This window comes from Nocardia sp. NPDC051750 (genome assembly GCF_044453135.1).
Classification (GTDB): domain Bacteria; phylum Actinomycetota; class Actinomycetes; order Mycobacteriales; family Mycobacteriaceae; genus Nocardia.
This window is the reverse complement of record NZ_JBITCK010000007.1, coordinates 576949-594040: the sequence shown is the minus strand read 5'-3', so window position 1 is coordinate 594040 and position 17092 is coordinate 576949. Positions and strand designations below refer to the sequence as shown.

At 66.9% G+C, this 17092-nt stretch carries 15 protein-coding genes and 1 tRNA gene; 7 read left to right on the top strand and 9 right to left on the bottom strand.

Annotated elements, in window-relative coordinates; genetic code table 11:
* Window positions 1–337: 337 nt before the first annotated feature.
* Window positions 338–520, top strand: a complete 183-nt coding sequence (locus tag ACIA75_RS30595) for a hypothetical protein (protein ID WP_397110146.1) — start codon at window positions 338–340, stop codon at window positions 518–520.
* 54 nt (window positions 521–574) lie between these two features.
* On the opposite strand, the gene ACIA75_RS30590 is transcribed toward ACIA75_RS30595, so the two are convergent.
* Complete coding sequence (locus tag ACIA75_RS30590) at window positions 575–1054, bottom strand: hypothetical protein (protein WP_397110144.1); 480 nt, start codon at window positions 1052–1054, stop codon at window positions 575–577.
* A gap of 164 nt (window positions 1055–1218) precedes the next feature.
* On the opposite strand from ACIA75_RS30590, the gene ACIA75_RS30585 reads away from it, so the two are divergent.
* Complete coding sequence (locus ACIA75_RS30585; protein ID WP_397110142.1) at window positions 1219–2130, top strand: helix-turn-helix transcriptional regulator; 912 nt, start codon at window positions 1219–1221, stop codon at window positions 2128–2130.
* 36 nt (window positions 2131–2166) lie between these two features.
* Here ACIA75_RS30585 and ACIA75_RS30580 read toward each other — a convergent pair whose 3' ends face one another.
* The gene (locus ACIA75_RS30580) at window positions 2167–2607 is read right to left on the bottom strand and encodes a nitroreductase/quinone reductase family protein (protein WP_397110140.1); all 441 of its coding nucleotides are present in this window, start codon (window positions 2605–2607) and stop codon (window positions 2167–2169) included.
* A gap of 249 nt (window positions 2608–2856) precedes the next feature.
* Here ACIA75_RS30580 and ACIA75_RS30575 point away from each other — a divergent pair, with 249 nt between their 5' ends.
* Window positions 2857–3225, top strand: coding sequence for a hypothetical protein (locus ACIA75_RS30575; protein ID WP_397110138.1), 369 nt, complete (start codon window positions 2857–2859; stop codon window positions 3223–3225).
* A gap of 93 nt (window positions 3226–3318) precedes the next feature.
* Here ACIA75_RS30575 and ACIA75_RS30570 read toward each other — a convergent pair.
* Window positions 3319–3392 (bottom strand) — tRNA-Met (locus ACIA75_RS30570).
* A gap of 544 nt (window positions 3393–3936) precedes the next feature.
* Between ACIA75_RS30570 and ACIA75_RS30565 the strand changes: the two genes are divergently transcribed.
* A complete protein-coding gene (locus ACIA75_RS30565) occupies window positions 3937–4272 on the top strand; it encodes a transglycosylase family protein (RefSeq protein ID WP_397110136.1) in 336 nt (111 codons plus the stop codon).
* A gap of 119 nt (window positions 4273–4391) precedes the next feature.
* Here ACIA75_RS30565 and ACIA75_RS30560 read toward each other — a convergent pair whose 3' ends face one another.
* Window positions 4392–7388 carry a UPF0182 family protein gene (locus tag ACIA75_RS30560; protein WP_397110134.1) on the bottom strand — a complete coding sequence of 999 codons (2997 nt, stop codon included), beginning with the start codon at window positions 7386–7388 and terminating at the stop codon, window positions 4392–4394.
* A gap of 179 nt (window positions 7389–7567) precedes the next feature.
* Between ACIA75_RS30560 and ACIA75_RS30555 the strand changes: the two genes are divergently transcribed.
* Window positions 7568–8176, top strand: a complete 609-nt coding sequence (locus tag ACIA75_RS30555; protein ID WP_397110131.1) for a PPA1309 family protein — start codon at window positions 7568–7570, stop codon at window positions 8174–8176.
* A 24-nt stretch (window positions 8177–8200) separates the two neighbouring features.
* Here ACIA75_RS30555 and ACIA75_RS30550 read toward each other — a convergent pair whose 3' ends face one another.
* A complete protein-coding gene (locus ACIA75_RS30550; RefSeq protein ID WP_397110129.1) occupies window positions 8201–9226 on the bottom strand; it encodes a PDZ domain-containing protein in 1026 nt (341 codons plus the stop codon).
* A gap of 102 nt (window positions 9227–9328) precedes the next feature.
* Window positions 9329–9559 (bottom strand): mycoredoxin, encoded by a 231-nt coding sequence (locus ACIA75_RS30545; protein WP_397110366.1) that lies wholly within the window; start codon window positions 9557–9559, stop codon window positions 9329–9331.
* A 143-nt stretch (window positions 9560–9702) separates the two neighbouring features.
* Here ACIA75_RS30545 and ACIA75_RS30540 point away from each other — a divergent pair, with 143 nt between their 5' ends.
* On the top strand, window positions 9703–11832 hold the full coding sequence (locus tag ACIA75_RS30540; protein ID WP_397110127.1) for an ATP-dependent DNA helicase UvrD2: 2130 nt from the start codon (window positions 9703–9705) through the stop codon (window positions 11830–11832).
* Window positions 11833–12478: 646 nt separating this feature from the next.
* A complete protein-coding gene (locus tag ACIA75_RS30535) occupies window positions 12479–12760 on the top strand; it encodes a WhiB family transcriptional regulator (protein ID WP_397110363.1) in 282 nt (93 codons plus the stop codon).
* 122 nt (window positions 12761–12882) lie between these two features.
* Here ACIA75_RS30535 and ACIA75_RS30530 read toward each other — a convergent pair whose 3' ends face one another.
* The 3 genes from ACIA75_RS30530 to ACIA75_RS30520 form a co-directional block, all read right to left on the bottom strand.
* Window positions 12883–14202, bottom strand: a complete 1320-nt coding sequence (locus ACIA75_RS30530; RefSeq protein WP_397110361.1) for an ABC1 kinase family protein — start codon at window positions 14200–14202, stop codon at window positions 12883–12885.
* A 107-nt stretch (window positions 14203–14309) separates the two neighbouring features.
* Window positions 14310–15173, bottom strand: a complete 864-nt coding sequence (locus tag ACIA75_RS30525) for a TOMM precursor leader peptide-binding protein (protein WP_397110125.1) — start codon at window positions 15171–15173, stop codon at window positions 14310–14312.
* A 420-nt stretch (window positions 15174–15593) separates the two neighbouring features.
* Window positions 15594–17018: a zinc-dependent metalloprotease gene (locus ACIA75_RS30520; RefSeq protein ID WP_397110123.1), complete on the bottom strand. Its 1425-nt coding sequence runs from the start codon at window positions 17016–17018 to the stop codon at window positions 15594–15596.
* Window positions 17019–17092 lie beyond the last annotated feature (74 nt).

Sequence of the window (17092 nt, the reverse complement as noted above, 5' to 3'; positions counted from 1 at the left end):
CTACAAACCGGTCGTTTTGTCGTTCATGATCATAATTGCAGCGTCGCGATACGACGGAATCCGTTCTCGCACAGATCTATCCACATTACCGTGCGTATGCCGGCGAACACCCGGCTTCGAATCACCGAAACCGGTGCAGCACGAATCCGTGTGCAATGTGATCGAAAAAGGCTAGAATTGCGGCACATTGGTACCGGGCGGGTCCGGCGATCTGCTGCCACAACGTTGCTCGGTCGCGGGAATTTCCGGCGAACCGGTTTCAGGGGGTGGCGAAAAGTCGAAGCAGCGTGTCCACACGCGGCGACCCGCCGGCGCACCACGCGTACAGGAGGCAAGGATGCCCGACAACACCGGCCCCGAGGAGAACGACGTGGAAACGACAGCCGAGCACACCCCCGTGATCTGGCCCGAACCCAGCAGGCTGGATTCCTGGTGGCGAGACATCATGACTGATCCCGGATCGGCGAGCCCGGCCGGCGAACCGGAACCGGCCCCGCCGACCCTCACCCGCAACGCCTGACCGCGCCTGTCCGGCACAGCCGGGCGTCGAGCGATCGCCCAGGCGCAGGCCCGCCTACCTCATCGGTCGAACCCAGCGCCGCAGGGCGTCGATTGTCGTTTCGGGTTCAGTGTTGAAACAGAACTTGATCCCCGGGGCCAGTTCGTTCACCACGTTCAGCAACCGCTCGAACAGAAGTGTGTGCTCCTCGGCCATGCGCACACCCGCCCCGATCATCGCCACCCCGAAGGTCTGCCCGTCCAGACAGTCCCGGACGGCGGCCTCGGCCGCGTCCGGCTCGGCGGCGACCTGGCAGCTGACGATATCGAAACCCGCGTCCCGCAGCGCCGCCTCCCCACGCGCGATCGCCGCCGCGAGCAGCTCTTCGGTCACCGTCGGATACTTATCGAAATCGACTGCACTCGGATGCAGCCCGACCGAGAGCACTCGGTCGCTGCGGGCAGACCCTGTCGTCATATCGACATCCCGTCCTTCGTTCGAGATCCACGCCGCCGCCGCGGCCACGACCGTCAGTGCCGCAAGCACCGCAGCCATGACTACCGCTTTCCGTGGATACCGGCTCGCAGAGGCTCCCGAGCCGTCCGGATTTCCGTTCACCCCCGCACTATCACCGAGCCCCAAGGTATTCGACCAGGACCGGTCAGGGGTAGGACCGGCAGTATCACCCCGTATCGGGCGCACCACGGCAGGATGGAGGAATGGACAGAGCCGAATTCGGCGCGGTGCTGCGGGCGGCGCGGGCCCGGATCATCCCCGCCGAGGTGGGTCTACCGGCGGGCAGCCGCCGGCAGGTGCCCGGTCTGCGACGGGAAGAGGTGGCGCAGCTGGCCGGGATCAGCGTCGCCTATCTGACCCGCCTGGAACAGGGCCGCGGACCCATTCCCTCGATCCAGGTCCTGGGTGCGCTCGCTACGGCGCTGCGCCTCGATACCGACGATCGTGAGCTGATATTCCACCTCGCCGGCTCCGTACCCCCGCCCGCAGCCCTCGTCCCGCGGCGGATTACACCGAGCGTACGAACCCTGCTGGAGCATCTGGCGGATCTTCCGGTGCTCGTACTGTCGGCCGCCGGCGATATCCTCGCCTGGAATCGGCTCACGACCGAGCTGCTCGGCGATTTCGCCCTGTTACCACCTGATCAGCGCAATATCCTCCGGCTGCGATTCCTGGGTTCCGGACTGCCCCGAATGACCACGGAATCGATGCGGGCGATCCCCGCAGAACACTGCGTCGGCAGCCTGCGCGGCGCCGGTGCCCGCTACTCGGCCGACCGCGAGCTGGCTCGACTGATCTCCGAACTGCGTGGCGGCAGCGACGAATTCCGGCAGATCTGGCGGGCGGGCAGCGCGCGCACCCGGCGATCCGGCGTGGTAACGATCGAGCATCCGGATTTCGGCCCACTGACCGTGCAGGGTGACACCCTGCGTCTCCCGGACACCGATCAGACCGTGATCATCTACACCCCCGCACCGGACAGCAAGGCCGCCGCCGTGTTCCGGCATTGGCGCGAAAATACGGAAATACCGGAGGTTCCGGCCTCCGGCAGAAACCCCGAGCCGGCTCCCCACCCCCGCCTCCGGGCCTTCGGATCGGTCCTCGAAGTCAACTGAGCATGCCGCCGAGGCCGGCCCGTATCCTTCAGGTGGCTACCCCGGATCGCTCGCGGGAGTGAGGCGAACCAGCGGGATCTCCCGGGTTGTTCGCTGCTCGTATTCGCCGTAGACCGGATAGTTCGCCACGATCCGGGTCCACAGCGGCGCGCGCTGCTCCGTCGACAGAACCTGCGCGGTCATCGGCCTCCGTGGCCCGTTGCGGAACGACACCTCGACCGCGGGGTTGTCCCGGAGATTCCAGTACCACGCGGGATTCGCCGGATCGCCGGCCCGGGAAGCGACGATGATGTATTCGTCGCCGTCGACGATCGGCGCGGTCAGCATCACCGATCGCGGCCGGCCGGACTTCCGGCCGATGGTGGTCAGCTCGAGTGCCGGCATCCCGAAGTACTCGGTACCCAGACGCCCGAAACTGAGGCGCAACAGCGCCCGGTGCACCGTATTGACGGCTCTCAGCGTGAAATTCGACGGCATGTCAGCTCATCCTCCGGGTCGCGGGCAGCGCGTCCAGCAAACCAGCTCGGGTCACCGTCCGGCAACGCTCGCGGTCCATCGTGACACTCGCTCGACGTCCGCACGCGATGGTCGCCGGGTGCCCTGCGGGGTGAGCCTCGGACCGAATCGCCGAACCCGTTCTCCCCGTGTGCGGTTCGCATCGGCACCGCCCTGCCACCACCGACAGAGCATTTTCGAACCGGCTCCAGGCGCAGGCGAATTACACCGATGCAATTCAGGAAGTTATTTCCGCTGCGGCCGAAACCGCTTGATCTCTTTTATTTCTCGATCCCGATTTCCGAAATACATCGCCACCGCCGCCACATAGCCACCTCGACCGAAGGTCGATTAGCTGTACATTTGCCCCCGCATGAGGCCTCCGAATCTCATCATCAGGCGGTAAAGCTCAGCCGACCGCGACTCGGCACAGGCGTACTCGATTTCGCGAGCGCGGCCGAGACCTCGCCGGCCGACCACAGACTCCACAACCGCGAGACATCCACGAAGACCGACCACACCCTGCCGTTTCAGTTGCCGGAAATCTCCACAGGAGCCGTCGAGCGCCGGAGGGTCCACGTCGCGAACTCCGCACCGTGAACGCAGGGATCATCGGGTGTATCGCGCCACGCGGAGGCGTGAACACAAGAAAAGGCCCCGGAGAGGACATCCTCTCCGGGGCCTTCCCGGTAGTAGCGGGGACAGGATTTGAACCTGCGACCTCTGGGTTATGAGCCCAGCGAGCTACCGAGCTGCTCCACCCCGCGTTGGGTGAACACAACATTACACACGGCCTCACGAATATGACAAATCACCAGGTCATCGACCTTTTCTTGTCTTTCGAACCCGCGCCCGGACCCGTCGGTGGCACATATCCACAACAAACCAGGGATCCACCGGCAACACGACACATCGAGCCCCCGCAACAGCGAGACCAAACGTTAACGGAGTGATTGCCCCCGATCTCGAACGCGATACGCGTGACACGAATTACGATTTTTCGGTGATCCCCGTCACATTTCGGCATGATCACGAGAGCGACCGGGTAGCGGAAATCGGGATTATGACCAGCAGTTTTCCACATATTCCCGGTTCTCGCCAATCCACATATTGATAGTTATCGATACGTGATCTGAGGAGATTTCTCCGTTACGGTCATTTGCAGGCCCCGACCAGACCGGGACGGGCCGGCCGAACCGGAGAACACCGGCAACCCTGTCCCACGGTTCGGATCAAACCCCGACACATCACCTGGGGACAGGGGCACGCAGCTTCCACGCGCTGCCGGTGGGCACAGGGAGGGATTCGCATATGACCAAGACCCGAAAGTTCAGCACCCGCGCCCTCGGCCTGACCGCTATCGCCGGGGCTCTCGTTGCCGTACCGTTCGGTCTTTCCACCGCCACCGCCTCTGCCGACTCGGGCAACTGGGACGCAGTCGCCCAGTGCGAGAGCAGCGGCGACTGGTCCACGAACACCGGCAACGGCTTCTACGGCGGCCTGCAGTTCACCCAGAGCACCTGGGAGGCCAACGGCGGCTCCGGTAGTGCGGCCAACGCCAGCCGTGAAGAGCAGATCCGCGTCGCGGAGAACGTGCTCGCGACCCAGGGACCCGGCGCGTGGCCGGTGTGCGGTTCGTACCTGTGATACGGCCCGGCGCGTAATCGAGCGCCGGTAACCCGCGCGTATAACGAAGAGGCGCTGTCATCCATCCGGATGACAGCGCCTCTTCGCGTTATCGGGGGGCCGCGGACCGGCCCGACCCGTTATCTACCGGCGTCCTGGTAGGCCTTGACCGCGGCCTCAAGTTCGTCGAGAGCCCGGCCGAACTCCTCGAAGTTTCCGGTGCGCATCGCGGTGCGCACCGCCTCGATCTTGCGGTTCAGCTCCGTCGCGGCGGCGTCCTGGGCCGCCGAGCCCGTACCCGCCGGGGGTGCGCTGCCGTTGGGGGTCCCGGTGCCCTGGTTCTCGGGCTGCTCCTCGGGTTCGGCCTGCGGTGGCGCGGCACCCGGGCTCGGCCGGGTGGCCGGATCACCGCCCGACGGCGTCGCCAGGGCACCGGCCCCGGGAAGCACCTGGTTCAGGGCGTCGGCCAGGGTCGAGCCGTACCCGACCTTCACGCTGCCGGCCTGGTCGCGATAACTCACCAGCACGCGCAGCAGCTGCGGGAACGTCGCCGTGTTCTGCCCCGTATTGCGCTCGTTGTAGAACGGTTCGACGTACAGGATCCCGCCGTCGGCGACCGGCAGCGTGAGCAGATTGCCGTATCTGATCTTGTTCGAGTTGGACAGCAGTGTCTTCTCCTGGGAGACCTGCGGCGCCGTCGTCATCGTGTTCTGTGTCTGTTGCGGGCCCTGCGTCTGGGTATCTGTCGGCAATTGCAGGATCCGGAACTTGCCGTAACCCTCCGGATCGGAGCGCACCGAGATATAGGAGGACAGGAACTGCCGGTTGTAACCCACCATCGCGCTGGTCAGGTTGAACACCGGCTTACCGGTCTCCGGATCGCCCAGCAGTACGTAGTACGGCGGCTGGCTGGCCGACACGCCCTCGACCGTCGGGTCGGCGGGCACCGACCAGAACGCGTTGTTGGTGAAGAACTCGCGCGGATCGTCCACGTGGTACTTGGTGAGCATCTCCCGCTGGACCTTGAACAGATCTTCCGGATAGCGGAAGTGCGCACGCAGCTCGGGGCTGATCTCGCTCTCCGGATTCACCGCGTCCGGGAACACTCCGCGCCAGGCCTTCAGGACCGGATCGGAGGGGTCGGTCTCGTAGAGCTCGACGGAGCCGTCGTACGCGTCGACGGTGGCCTTCACCGAGTTGCGGATATAGCTGACCTCTTTGCGCGGGAGCAGCCGGCCGGTCCGCTGGTCGATACTGTCCTCGAGCGCCCCCTCGAGCGAGGTTTTCTGGGCGTACGGGTAGTTGTCCAGCGTGGTGTAGGCGTCCACGATCCACTTGACGCGACCGTCCACGACCGCCGGATAGGCGTTGCCGTCCGGGGTGAGCCAGGGCGCTACCTTCTGCACCCGCTCCCGCGGCGAGCGGTTGTACAGGATCTTCGAGTCGCCACTGATCGCCGAGGAGAAGAGGATATTGCGCTCGGCGTACTTGGCAGCGAAGGCCAGCCGGTTGAACCAGTTGCCGATCGGCACGCCACCGGAACCGTCATAGGTGAACCGTGCCTGGTCGGTGTCGTACTCGCGCGGTTCCCCGCCCTCCGTGTTACCGACGATGGCGTAGTCGGGGTCGGACTGCGAGATCAGCTCACCGTAGTAGATCCGCGGCTGATCGACCTTGATCCGCTGCTGATCCTTCGGCGTGAACAGATCGCTGACCAGGAAGATCGGGTATCCGGAGTCGCTGCTTCCCCCCGCGGCGTTGGCGTCCTCGGACTGCGGCCGGTTCACCCGGTTGGCGGGGGCGGCGACGAAACCGTTGCCGTGGGTGTAGACGGTGTGCTTGTTGATCCAGTCGGTCTGGTTACCGCTCAGGGTGGCGGGGGACAACTCGCGCGCCGCGACGATGTAATCCTGGACCTGGCCGTTCAGCTCGTACCGGTCGATATCGAGCTCCTCGGGGAACCCGTAGAAGTTCTTCAGCTGCCGGAGCTGGGTGAACGTCGGCGACAGAATGTTCGGGTCGAGCAGCCGGGCGTTGCCGATGGTGGCATGGTCCACCGGCACGTTCACCGGGTTCTTGCTGCTTTCGCCCTTGTAGTCGACGTACTCGATCTTGTCGTCGGTGATTCCGTAGGCGTCCCGGGTGGCATCGATATTGCGCTCGATGTACTCGCTTTCCTTCTCCGCCGCGTTCGGGCGCACCGAGAACTGCTCGACCATGAGCGGCCATACCGCCCCGACCAACACCGACGACAACACCAGCAGCGCCGCCGCCATCGCGGGCACCCGCAGATCACGCAGCACGATCCCGGCGAAGAAGGCCACCGCGCAGATGATCGCGATGGACATCAGAATCAGTTTGGCCGGCAGCACCGCGTTGATATCGGTGAAGGAGCCGCCGTTGAAGGTGGGTTCCTTACGACTGCTCATCAGCAGCTGATACCGATCGAACCAGTACGCCACGGCCTTGAGCAGAACGAAGATTCCGGCCAGCGCCGCGAGCTGGATCCGCGCGGGTGTGGTGAGCACACCTTCGCGTCCGGTCAGCCGCAGGCCCCCGAAGATGTAGTGCGTCACCAGATTCGCGAAGAACGCGATCACGACGGCGACGAACAGCCAATTCAGTATCATCCGGTAGAACGGCAGATCGAAGGCGTAGAAACCGACGTCCAAACCGAACTGCGGCTCCGTCTGCCCGAACGATCCGCCGTGCAGGAACAGTTGCACGGTGACCCAGTTCGACTGCGCCACCAGACCCGACAGCACGCCGAGCAGGCCCGGGATCCCGAGGCCGAACAACTTCAACCGGGTCAGCACCGTGGTGCGGTAGCGGGCGATCGGATCGCCGGCACCGGAGGTGGGCACGAACACCGGCCGGGACCGGTAGGCCAGCAGCAGCGCCAGCCAGACGATCGCGCCGACAAGGACCGCGACCGCCACGAAGATCGCGAACCGGGTCAGCAACACGGTCGTGTAGACGTCGCGGAATTCGACCTCCCCGAACCACAACCAGTTCGTATAGGTGTCGATGAGCCGGGGCCCTACCAACAGCAGTGCGGCCAGCACCACCGCCGCCACCAGCAGCGAACGGCTGCGCCGGGACAGCGAGGGTAAACCGGCTTGGGGGCGCATGCCCACGATGCCACTCTCCAGGGTCCGGCGGCGGGCCAACCGGTGACGCCACCGGCCGCTGCGCCGCAGTCCGAATTGTTGCGGTCGGGTCCGTACGGACCTTCAGCGCCCACTTTACGGAAAACGGACATCTTCGCGACCGCAGGGTTCGGCGGTGTCGCGGCGGCGGATGCGAGGATGGATCGGTGAGCGCCGACCTGCATGCCGAAATCGTCCTTGCCCGTTCCGTCCACGAGGTCGCCGAGTTCGTGGACGCCGAAGGCTGGGGCAGAGCTCCGCAGATGTTCGCGCTGGTGCGAACCGCCGATCTGGTCGTTGCCGAACCGGCGCTCATCGACGAGGTCGACACCGCGAACGAACTGACCCCGGTCGCGCAGGACCCGCTGCCCGACGAAGTCACCGCCGGGACGATGCCGCTGGACGAATTCCTGGCGACCACCAGTTGGCCCCCCGCGGTGGCCGGCTGCATCCTGGTTCAGGAGATCGTCGTCCTGCCACCGGATGCCGAGGAGGATCTCGACGACGCCCTCACCCCGCTGCTGGCCGACGCCGACGCGGCCGATGCCGCCGGCCGGGCCGCCGCCCACGCTCATCCGGGCCGGCGCGATGCCCGCCTTTTCGCCGCCGCACTGCGTACCGGAAACAGCCTGTGCCTGCTACAGCTGCGGCCCGAGGACGAGGACGAATCCGGCGCCGAAGCCGATCTGGACCTGCGCACGTATCCGAATCTTGCGCCGAATCTGATCGAGGCGCTGCGGCATACGCTGGACGAGTCGGAGGACTCCGAGTACTGACAACCGGAGCGGAGGCGGAGCTTCTTACCCGCAGCTCGGTGCCGCACCGCCCGCCGAGATGTCTTCGAGTGCCTGCACGGCACCGGCCAGCGTCTCCACCCGTACCAGGCGCAGCCCTTCGGGGACCCGCTGGATCGCCTCGGCGCAGTTGCCCGCGGGCACCAGGAACGTTTCCGCACCCGCGTCCCGGGCGGCCATCATCTTGTACTGGATCCCGCCGATGGCGCCGACCTTGCCGTTCTCGTCGATGGTGCCGGTGCCGGCGACGAACGAACCGCCGTCCAGATCGCCTGGACTCAGCTTCTCGACCAGCGCCAGACTGAACATCAGCCCGGCGGAGGGCCCGCCGATATCGGGGAGGTAGAACTCGACCTGCATCGGCGGTGCCGCGGCTTCGGTGGTCGTCAGGCCGAGATAGCCCTTGGTCTCGTCGTCGGGCCGCGCGCCGAGCGTGACGTTCACGGTCTGTTCGGCACCGTCGCGCCGGATGACCATCGACAGCACCGTGCCCGGCGCCTTGTTCGATACTTCCGCCACCACATCCTGCGGGGTGGAAATCGGCGTGCCGTTCACGCTGACGATCTGGTCGTCGGGGCGCAGTACCTCATGGGCCGGCGCCTTGTCCCCCACCTCGTGTACCAGCACCGCGGTAGGCAGGTTCAGCTGGCGCATCGCCGCGACCTCGGCATTGCTCTCCGAGGTCGAGAACTCCTCCTCATTCGACTTGTCGACTTCCTCGCGGGTCAGCCCGGGGGGATACACCTCGGCGCGCGGCACGATCCCGTGCCGCCCACTGACCCAGAAGCCGAGCGCCTCGAACAGTGTCAGCCCGTCACGCATCGCGATCGTGGTCATATTGAGGTGACCCGCGGTGCGGTCCACCTCGGCGCCGGTCACCCCGACTATCTCGCGACCCTCGTATTCGCCCAGCGTGTCATGGGTGGGCCCGGGACCGAGCGCAACAAACGGCACGGTGTACACGCTGCCGATCACGCCGAGCAACACAACGGGAACCAGAGCGACCAGGAGCGTGATGATCCGACGATTCACTCGGTCAACACTAGCGATCCGGACCCGCCCGGTGCGGACAGGCACGCGCGTGGCGCCCCGCACGACTGCCCGGCGCCCCGCTCGAACGGCACCGCGGTGACCTCACGCCAAACGCGCGAGTGCCTGCTTCACATCGGCCAGCGACGGGTTCGTCGCGGTCGAACCGTCGGCGAACTTCACCGTCGGGACCACATGGTTTCCGTTGTTCACACTGCCCACGAACTCCGCCGAGGCCGGATCCTCCTCGATATCGATCTCCACCCAGCTGATCCCCGCCTCTTTGAGCTGGGTCTTCAACCGGCGGCAGTAGCCGCACCAGGTGGTGGAGTACATGGTCAGATCGGGTGTCGAATCACTCACGAAAGAAAGCAACGCCGCCACAGCGTCCGGTGTTCCGCGTCGAGCCGGCATTGTCCTCCGGACCGTCGCGGCACACGGCTCGGAGGGCGCGAACCCCACCTGTGCACAATGGACGGGTGACCGCCGTCGATCTCTCCGCGCTGGATCCGGAGCAGGCCGCCGCGGTCCGTGCACCACGCGGGCCGGTATGCGTGCTGGCCGGGGCCGGCACGGGCAAGACGCGCACCATCACCTACCGCATCGCGCATCTGGTGGCGGCCGGACAGGTCCGTGCCGACCAGGTGCTGGCCGTCACCTTCACCGCGCGCGCCGCGGGAGAACTGCGGGCCCGGCTGCGCACTTTCGGACTGGGTGAGACAGCGAACACAGTTCAGGCCCGCACGTTTCACGCGGCCGCGTTGCGCCAGCTGCGGTACTTCTGGCCGCAGGTGGTCGGCGAGGTGCCGTGGCGGATGCTGGACAGCAAATTCCCGGTGGTCGCACAGGCCGCGAATCAAGTAGGGCTCGCTTCCGGCACCGAAAGCGTGAAAGACCTGCTGGGCGAGATCGAATGGGCCAAGTCCGCACTGATCGCGCCCGAGGATTACGCCACGGCAGCCGCTACCCACCACCGGGACATCCCCTTTCCGGCAGCGCGAATCGGGGAGGTCTACGCGGCCTACGAATCGGTCAAGACCACCCCGGAGGGCCTGCTCCTCGACTTCGACGACCTGCTGCTGCACACCGCCGCCGCGCTCGAGGGCTATCCGGCGGTCGCGGACGAATTCCGCGAACGCTACCGCTGTTTCGTGGTCGACGAATACCAGGACGTCACACCCCTGCAGCAGCGGGTACTCGATGCCTGGCTGGGCGACCGGGACGATCTCACGGTGGTCGGCGACGCCAATCAGACCATCTACTCGTTCACCGGGGCCAGCCCCGCGTACCTGCTGGAGTTCTCCCGCCGCTATCCGGACGCGACCGTGGTGCGGCTGGAACGCGACTACCGGTCCACCCCCCAGGTCGTCGATCTCGCCAACCGGGTGATCGGCATGGCGAAGGGCCGGATCGCCGGGACGCGCCTGCAGCTGATCGGACAGCGCGCCGACGGCCCGGATCCGGAGTTCGCCGAATACGCCGACCTCCGCGAGGAGGCCGCGGCGGTGGCACGGCGCATCGAAGAACTGCTGGCCGGCGGTACCGCCGCCGCGGAGATCGCCGTGCTGTATCGGATCAACGCCCAGTCGGAAGCCTATGAACAGGCGCTGACCGAACGCGGTATCGCCTATCAGATCCGCGGCGGTGAGGGTTTCTTCCAGCGGCCGGAGGTCCGGCAGGCGGTTCAGGAACTACGCAAGACGGCCGCCCGGGACGACCTTCCCAACTCATCGCGGCAGGGAAAACAGCTGGTCACCCTGGTGAAGGCGGCGCTGGCGCAGATCGGGCTCACCGCCGCCGAACCGGCCGGGGCGCAGGCTCGGCAGCGCTGGGAATCGCTGGTCGCGCTGGTACGGCTCACCGAGGAACTGGTCGATCAGGACCCCGGGCTGGACCCGGCCGGCCTGCTGCGCGAACTCGCCGCGCGGGCCGAGGCGCGTCACCCTCCGACGGTGCAGGGCATAACCCTGGCCTCACTGCACGCCGCCAAGGGGCTGGAATGGGACGCGGTGTTCCTGGTGGGCCTCACCGACGGCACACTGCCGATCACTTATGTGCTGAACGGCGACGGATCGGTCGCCGACCAGGCCGCGCTCGAGGAAGAACGTCGGCTGCTCTACGTGGGAGTGACGCGCGCCCGGATCCATCTGCGGATGTCCTGGGCCTTGTCCCGCGGTGACGGAGACCGCCGCAACCGCCGCCGCTCCCGGTTCCTCGCCGGCCTCGTGCCCGAGGAGTCCCCGGCGTCCCGGATCGCCGCGCCGGCCCGGCCGGGGGGCGATGCGGCGCGTCCGGTGTGCCGCGTCTGCGGACGAGTGCTGCTCGATCCGGAAACTGTTCTGCTGCGCCGATGCAAGAACTGCGTGGGCGAGCCGGACCTGGAACTCCTTGGCGCGCTCCAGGATTGGCGCCGGGAGAAGGCCGCGGAACTGGCAATGGATCCGCGCGGGATCCTCGGGGTGAACACGCTCACCGCGATCGCCGAACAACTCCCGGAGGACGAAGCGGGACTGGCCGCGCTCGGCGTGGGCGAGAGCAAGGTGCGGCAGTACGGCGCGGAGGTTCTGGCGATCATCCGGTCCCGGCGCCGCGCCATCTTTCGACCGTAGCGCAAAACCGCAGGTAGAAAATAGGTTGTCGACTCCGGCGAGATTGCATAAGGTGGGAATCGCGCTCGGGAGGGTACATCCACGCGCATCATTGGAATTCGGATCACGAGTACAGGAGGGAGGCAGACAGATGAACGGCACAACGAATTACGGAATCGTCACCGTAATCCCGAATACGCGCTTGTCGGCTGCTTCCCGGGGGTTCCTCGCTCTGCAGGGGACCGGCCTGTCCTGCATCGATCGTTTCGGTGCGCAGCCGCGCATGCGCTATTCGCATCAGCCGAACATCGTCGAACCGCAGGACCAGTCCATCGCGATCTGGCACCCGGCAGCTGCCTTCGCAGCTGGCGGCTCCCTCGTCATCGATCCCGCCGCAGCACCCGCGGTGGAGACCGATAAGCGAGCGGAAAGCCTCCGCAAAGGACACCAAGCGACCGTGAACAGGCGGCCCAACCGCCGACCAGGTTAGGGGAACCACCCCACACCTCCTGGCCACGGGTCGCAGATGCGAAACCGTGGCCATTTTTCTGGCCTTCAGCTCACAAGGCATCGGTTTCGCAGCACGAACACCGAACCGCTGCACAACAAGCTGAAGGAGAACGACGTGGTCACCACCACCCAGAGCTGGCCGACGGCCACCACTGATGTGGCGTGTCGCACCGTGACGACCGATCCCGGAGCTCAGCCACTGACCACCCTGCCCTGCCGGGCGGGTGACCCGGATCTGTGGTTCGCCGAGAGCCCGATCCAGCTGGAGCAGGCCAAGGCGCTGTGCGCCTCCTGCCCGATCCGTAAGGGCTGCCTGACCGCAGCCATCGATCGGCGGGAGCCGTGGGGTGTCTGGGGTGGCGAGATCTTCGATCAGGGGGTCGTCATCGCCCGCAAGCGCCCGCGGGGACGGCCGCGCAAAGTCGCCAGCTGTGTCTGACCGGGGCCGCGCGTCCCACCCACCCGAGGATGCGCACCGGCACCGGAAACGAGCCGCTCATCGCTTCGCCGATGAGCGGCTCGTTCGCGTTCGGGGTGGGAATTGTTGTGCTGAAAGAGTTTTCAGGCGCTATCGCGTTCTTCCCGGAAGCCGGGCAGCCAGGTCGCGGCCAACTGCATGAACGGAACCTCGGCGTCGAGCTGGGCACAGATGCCGATCGATCCACCCAGCACCCGGAAGATCATCACGTATTCGGCGGGCAACATCATCGCCCGCGCGGTTTTCATCTCCGGCGCGGAGTAGTCGGTGGCCTTGCCGGCGACCCGCTGCATCCAGCGACGGGTGAAATGAAACGATTCGGTGCGGATGGGATCGGTGAACGGACGCAGATATTCCTCGATCTCCTGCTCGGTGAGGGTGCGTCCGGGCAGGACCCAGCCGTTGGCATGCAGCATTTCGGTGAGTTCGCCGTACTCTTCGGCCACCGCCAGCGCGAGGATCCGGCCCAGGAGTTCGGGAAAGCCGCCCGGCAGCGGTGCGCACGCACCGTAGTCGATCACCGCGAGCTTGCCTTCCGGGGTGATCATGAAATTGCCCGGATGCGGATCCGCGTGCAGCAGACCCGCCGTATCGGGAGCGGAGAAATGGAAGCGGCCCATCAGTCCGGCCACCCGGTTACGCAGTACCCGGGTGCCCTCGGGATCGGCCTGACCGGCCGCGATAATGGCGGAAACCGGTGTGCCGTCGAGCCATTCGCTGACAATGACCTTCGGCGCGCTGGCCACCACATGGGGCACCACGAACTCGGGATGCCCCTCGTAGGCCTTGCTGAAGGCCCGCTGATTCGCCGCCTCGTTGCGGTAGTCGAGTTCCTCTTCGGTGCGTTCGGTGATCTCGGCGAGCAGCGGTTTCACATCGGCGCCGGGGATTACTTTCGCGAACAGGCCCGTCATCCGATTCAGGGTCCGCAGGTCGGCGCGCAGCGCTTCGTCCGCGCCCGGATACTGGACCTTCACCGCGACCGAGCGGCCGTCCGACCACACCGCCTTGTGTACCTGGCCGATACTGGCCGACGCGGCCGGGGTGTCCTCGAACGATTCGAAACGTTTGCGCCAGTCGGTGCCGAGTTGCTGATCGAGCACCCGGTGCACCGTCGCCGCGGGCATCGGCGGGGCCGCGGCCTGCAATTTGGTGAGCGCCTCGCGATAGTGTTCCCCGAACTCCTCGGGCACCGCGGCCTCCATCACACTCAGTGCCTGGCCGAACTTCATTGCGCCGCCCTTGAGCTCACCCAGCACGGTGAACAGCTGTTCGGCCGCTTTCTGGTTCAGCTCTGTGTTGATCTCCTTGCGATCGCCACCCGCGAGCTTCTTGCCGAAACCGACAGCGGCGCGACCCGCTACACCGAGCGGAATCTTGGCTAACTTCGCATTGCGGGACATGGGCCGGCGCACGATCTCAGACACTCCCCCATCATGGCCGACGGACAGGCTGATCTGCCACGGAAAACCGGAGAGAATTAGCACCACACCAAGAACTGTGACAGTCATCACAGAAACTCCGGAGTCCGGGCCGGGAGGCAGCCACAGCGGTCGTGCGGGACCCAGGGACGGCGGTACAGCTGGTGGGAATCGAGGTCGAGTTCGAGCGTGCCGTTCAGCGTCTTCAGCCGAGAGTACGGCTCACAGGCGATGATCGTCTCGAGTTCGCCGAGTGCCAGCGCGGCCACCGCAGCGATCCCGGCGGGACTCGCGTGACCCATCCGGCCGAGCAGCTGCGCGGCCAGCCGCGGCCATTCGATATCGCGCTCCGCCCGCGCGAGATCGGCACAACGCAGACAACTGGTCTCACCGGGCAGGACCAGCGGTCCCACGATCCCCTTACCGTCACGCAACCGGACGGCCAGATGTGCGATCCCGGCCCGAACCAGCTCCCGGACCAGGCACGGATCCGGGACCAGCGCGTCCGCCAGGATCACCAGATCCGCCGGCGCGACCGTACGGGTTGTTGTGCCGCGCGGGTCCCGCGAGCGGGCCGGCCGGATACCGAGCACCCGCAGCCCGGAGCTGATCGCGTCGGCGAGCGGGCCGATCCCGTGGACGCGGATGGATTGCACGTACCCTGCCGGGTGCGAAGGATGAACCACCAGGCCCGCCGCGTCGAGCACGTCGAACAACGCTGTCGCATGCTGCGGCTCGAGACCGAGCGCACGCGCCTGCCAGACGATCGCGGGCCGGCTGTTCAGTCCGTCGAGTAATCGGAGAAATCCGAGGATCTGCTGCGTATCGAGCCCCGGGGCGTCACACAGTACGGCGGTATCGGGGTCCCAGCCCAACTGGACCTGGCCGGTCGAGCGCACCAGGATCGGAACCCGGGGATGCAACAGCGGGCCGCGTGGCCGAAGCGTCGTCATGCACGAAGTATGCGATCACGGATGCGGCCCAACAGGTTCCAGAAGGCAGTTGTCCACAGGGTCGCGGCCTGTGGACAACTGCCATTTTCCGAGGTAGCGGCCCGTGTGCGGCATCACTAGAGAGGTCGGCGCGAATTCGGCACACAGTGCGGCGCGCGGGGCGGCAGGAGAGTGCACCGCTGCGGGCCTCATGCACCGAACGCCTTCGGCACAAGTGGGGCACGCGGGCGGCACAAGTGCACCGCTGCGGGCCCACGTGCGCCGGACACCGTACAGGACGGCCGGATACCGCGGCCGCCCCGGAAGCACCTACCTCAGGCCGCGCCGGGCAGTCCTCCGACCCGGCCGGACAGCGCCCCTTTTGCGGGCAGCACGTGGAGGGTTGCGGGGCCGGGAGCGACCGTCCGGTTCGTGGTTCGGTTACTCCTTGCCGGGCCGCGGCTCCTCCGGGCCCGATTCGTCCGCGTCCTGATCGCCGGAATTCGCCGCACCGCCCGCATCGGCCTGTGCGCGTTCCGCGGCCTCGGTGGCGGCCAGCTGCGCCATCGGGTCGTCGAAGGCGCCCGCGCCGCCGCCGATCACCGAATCGATGAACGCGGCGGGGACGTCGAGATCCGCGGCGTCCGGTAGCAGATCGGGGTGCGCCCAGACACCGTCGCGCGCGGCGATACCGGCATCGTCGGTCAACCGCTGCCACAGTGTGGCGGCCTCACGCAGCTTGCGCGGGCGCAGTTCCAGGCCGACCAGTGTCGCGAAGGTCTGCTCGGCGGGGCCACCGGTGGCGCGGCGGCGCCGCAGTGTCTCGGCCAGTGCGCCGGCTCCGGGCAGCCGTTCACCGACCGCCGCGGACACCACCACCTGGACCCAGCCCTCGATCAGAGCGAGTAGGGTCTCCAGCCGATCCAGTGCCTGTTTCTGCTCCGGTGTGGTCTGCGGTTCGAAACTGCCCTGGGCGAGAATCTCCTCGAGCTTGCTCGGATCCGTCAGCGCCGAGGGGTCGAGGTCACGGGCCGCTTCCTCGAGCGCGGAGAAGTCCATCGTGATCCCGCGCGCGTAGTCCTCGACGGCACCGAGAACCTGTTGCCGCAGCCACGGGACATGCACGAACAACCGCTGATGCGCGACCTCGCGGGCAGCGAGGAACACCATGATCTCGCTCTCCGGCTGTTCCAGCCCCTCGCTGAACTGCGAGATCGCGGCGGGCAGCAGGGCGGCCGTTCCGGCCGGGCCCAGCGGCAGTCCGATATCGGTGCCGGTCAGGACCTCTTTGGCGAGCTGCCCCAGGGCCTGGCCCAGCTGCGAACCGAAGGCGAGCCCGCCCATCTGGCCCAGCATCCCCATCATGGGCCCGGCCATTTCGCGGGCTTCCTCCGGCAACCCGGCGGTCCACATCCCGGATATCTGCTGGGCGACGGGGTCACACAGGCGCTGCCAGGTGGGCAGCGTTTTCTCGATCCAGTCATTGGCGGTCCAGGCGACCGTGCTCGTCGCGCCGGCCGGGAAGGTCGTCGCATCGTCGAGCCACAGTTCGGCCAGATGGGCCGCGTCGGCGACCGCGGCGGCACTCCCGCTGGAGACCGGAGTAACGGTTTTACCCAGCTGCTGGCGCGCCAGCTGCTTGGCCACGTCGTAGTTCACCGGACCGGAGCCACCGCCGGTCACGCCCTGCCCCATACCGCTGAGCATCTGGCCCAGCGAGGTGAGCATCTGGCCCAGCGCCGCGGGATCGAAGCCGGCGCCGCCCGCCCCGAAACCCAGCGGATCGTTGCCGCCACCCGGCTTGTCACCGCGGTGACGATCGTCGTCCTCGCCGCCCTGCGAGAATCCGAACGGGTAATCGCTCATACCGTCTCCTCCGCACCGGATCGGCCGCATGCCGGCTCACCCGCCGGGACGACGTCCGGGCGGTGTCCGGGGAG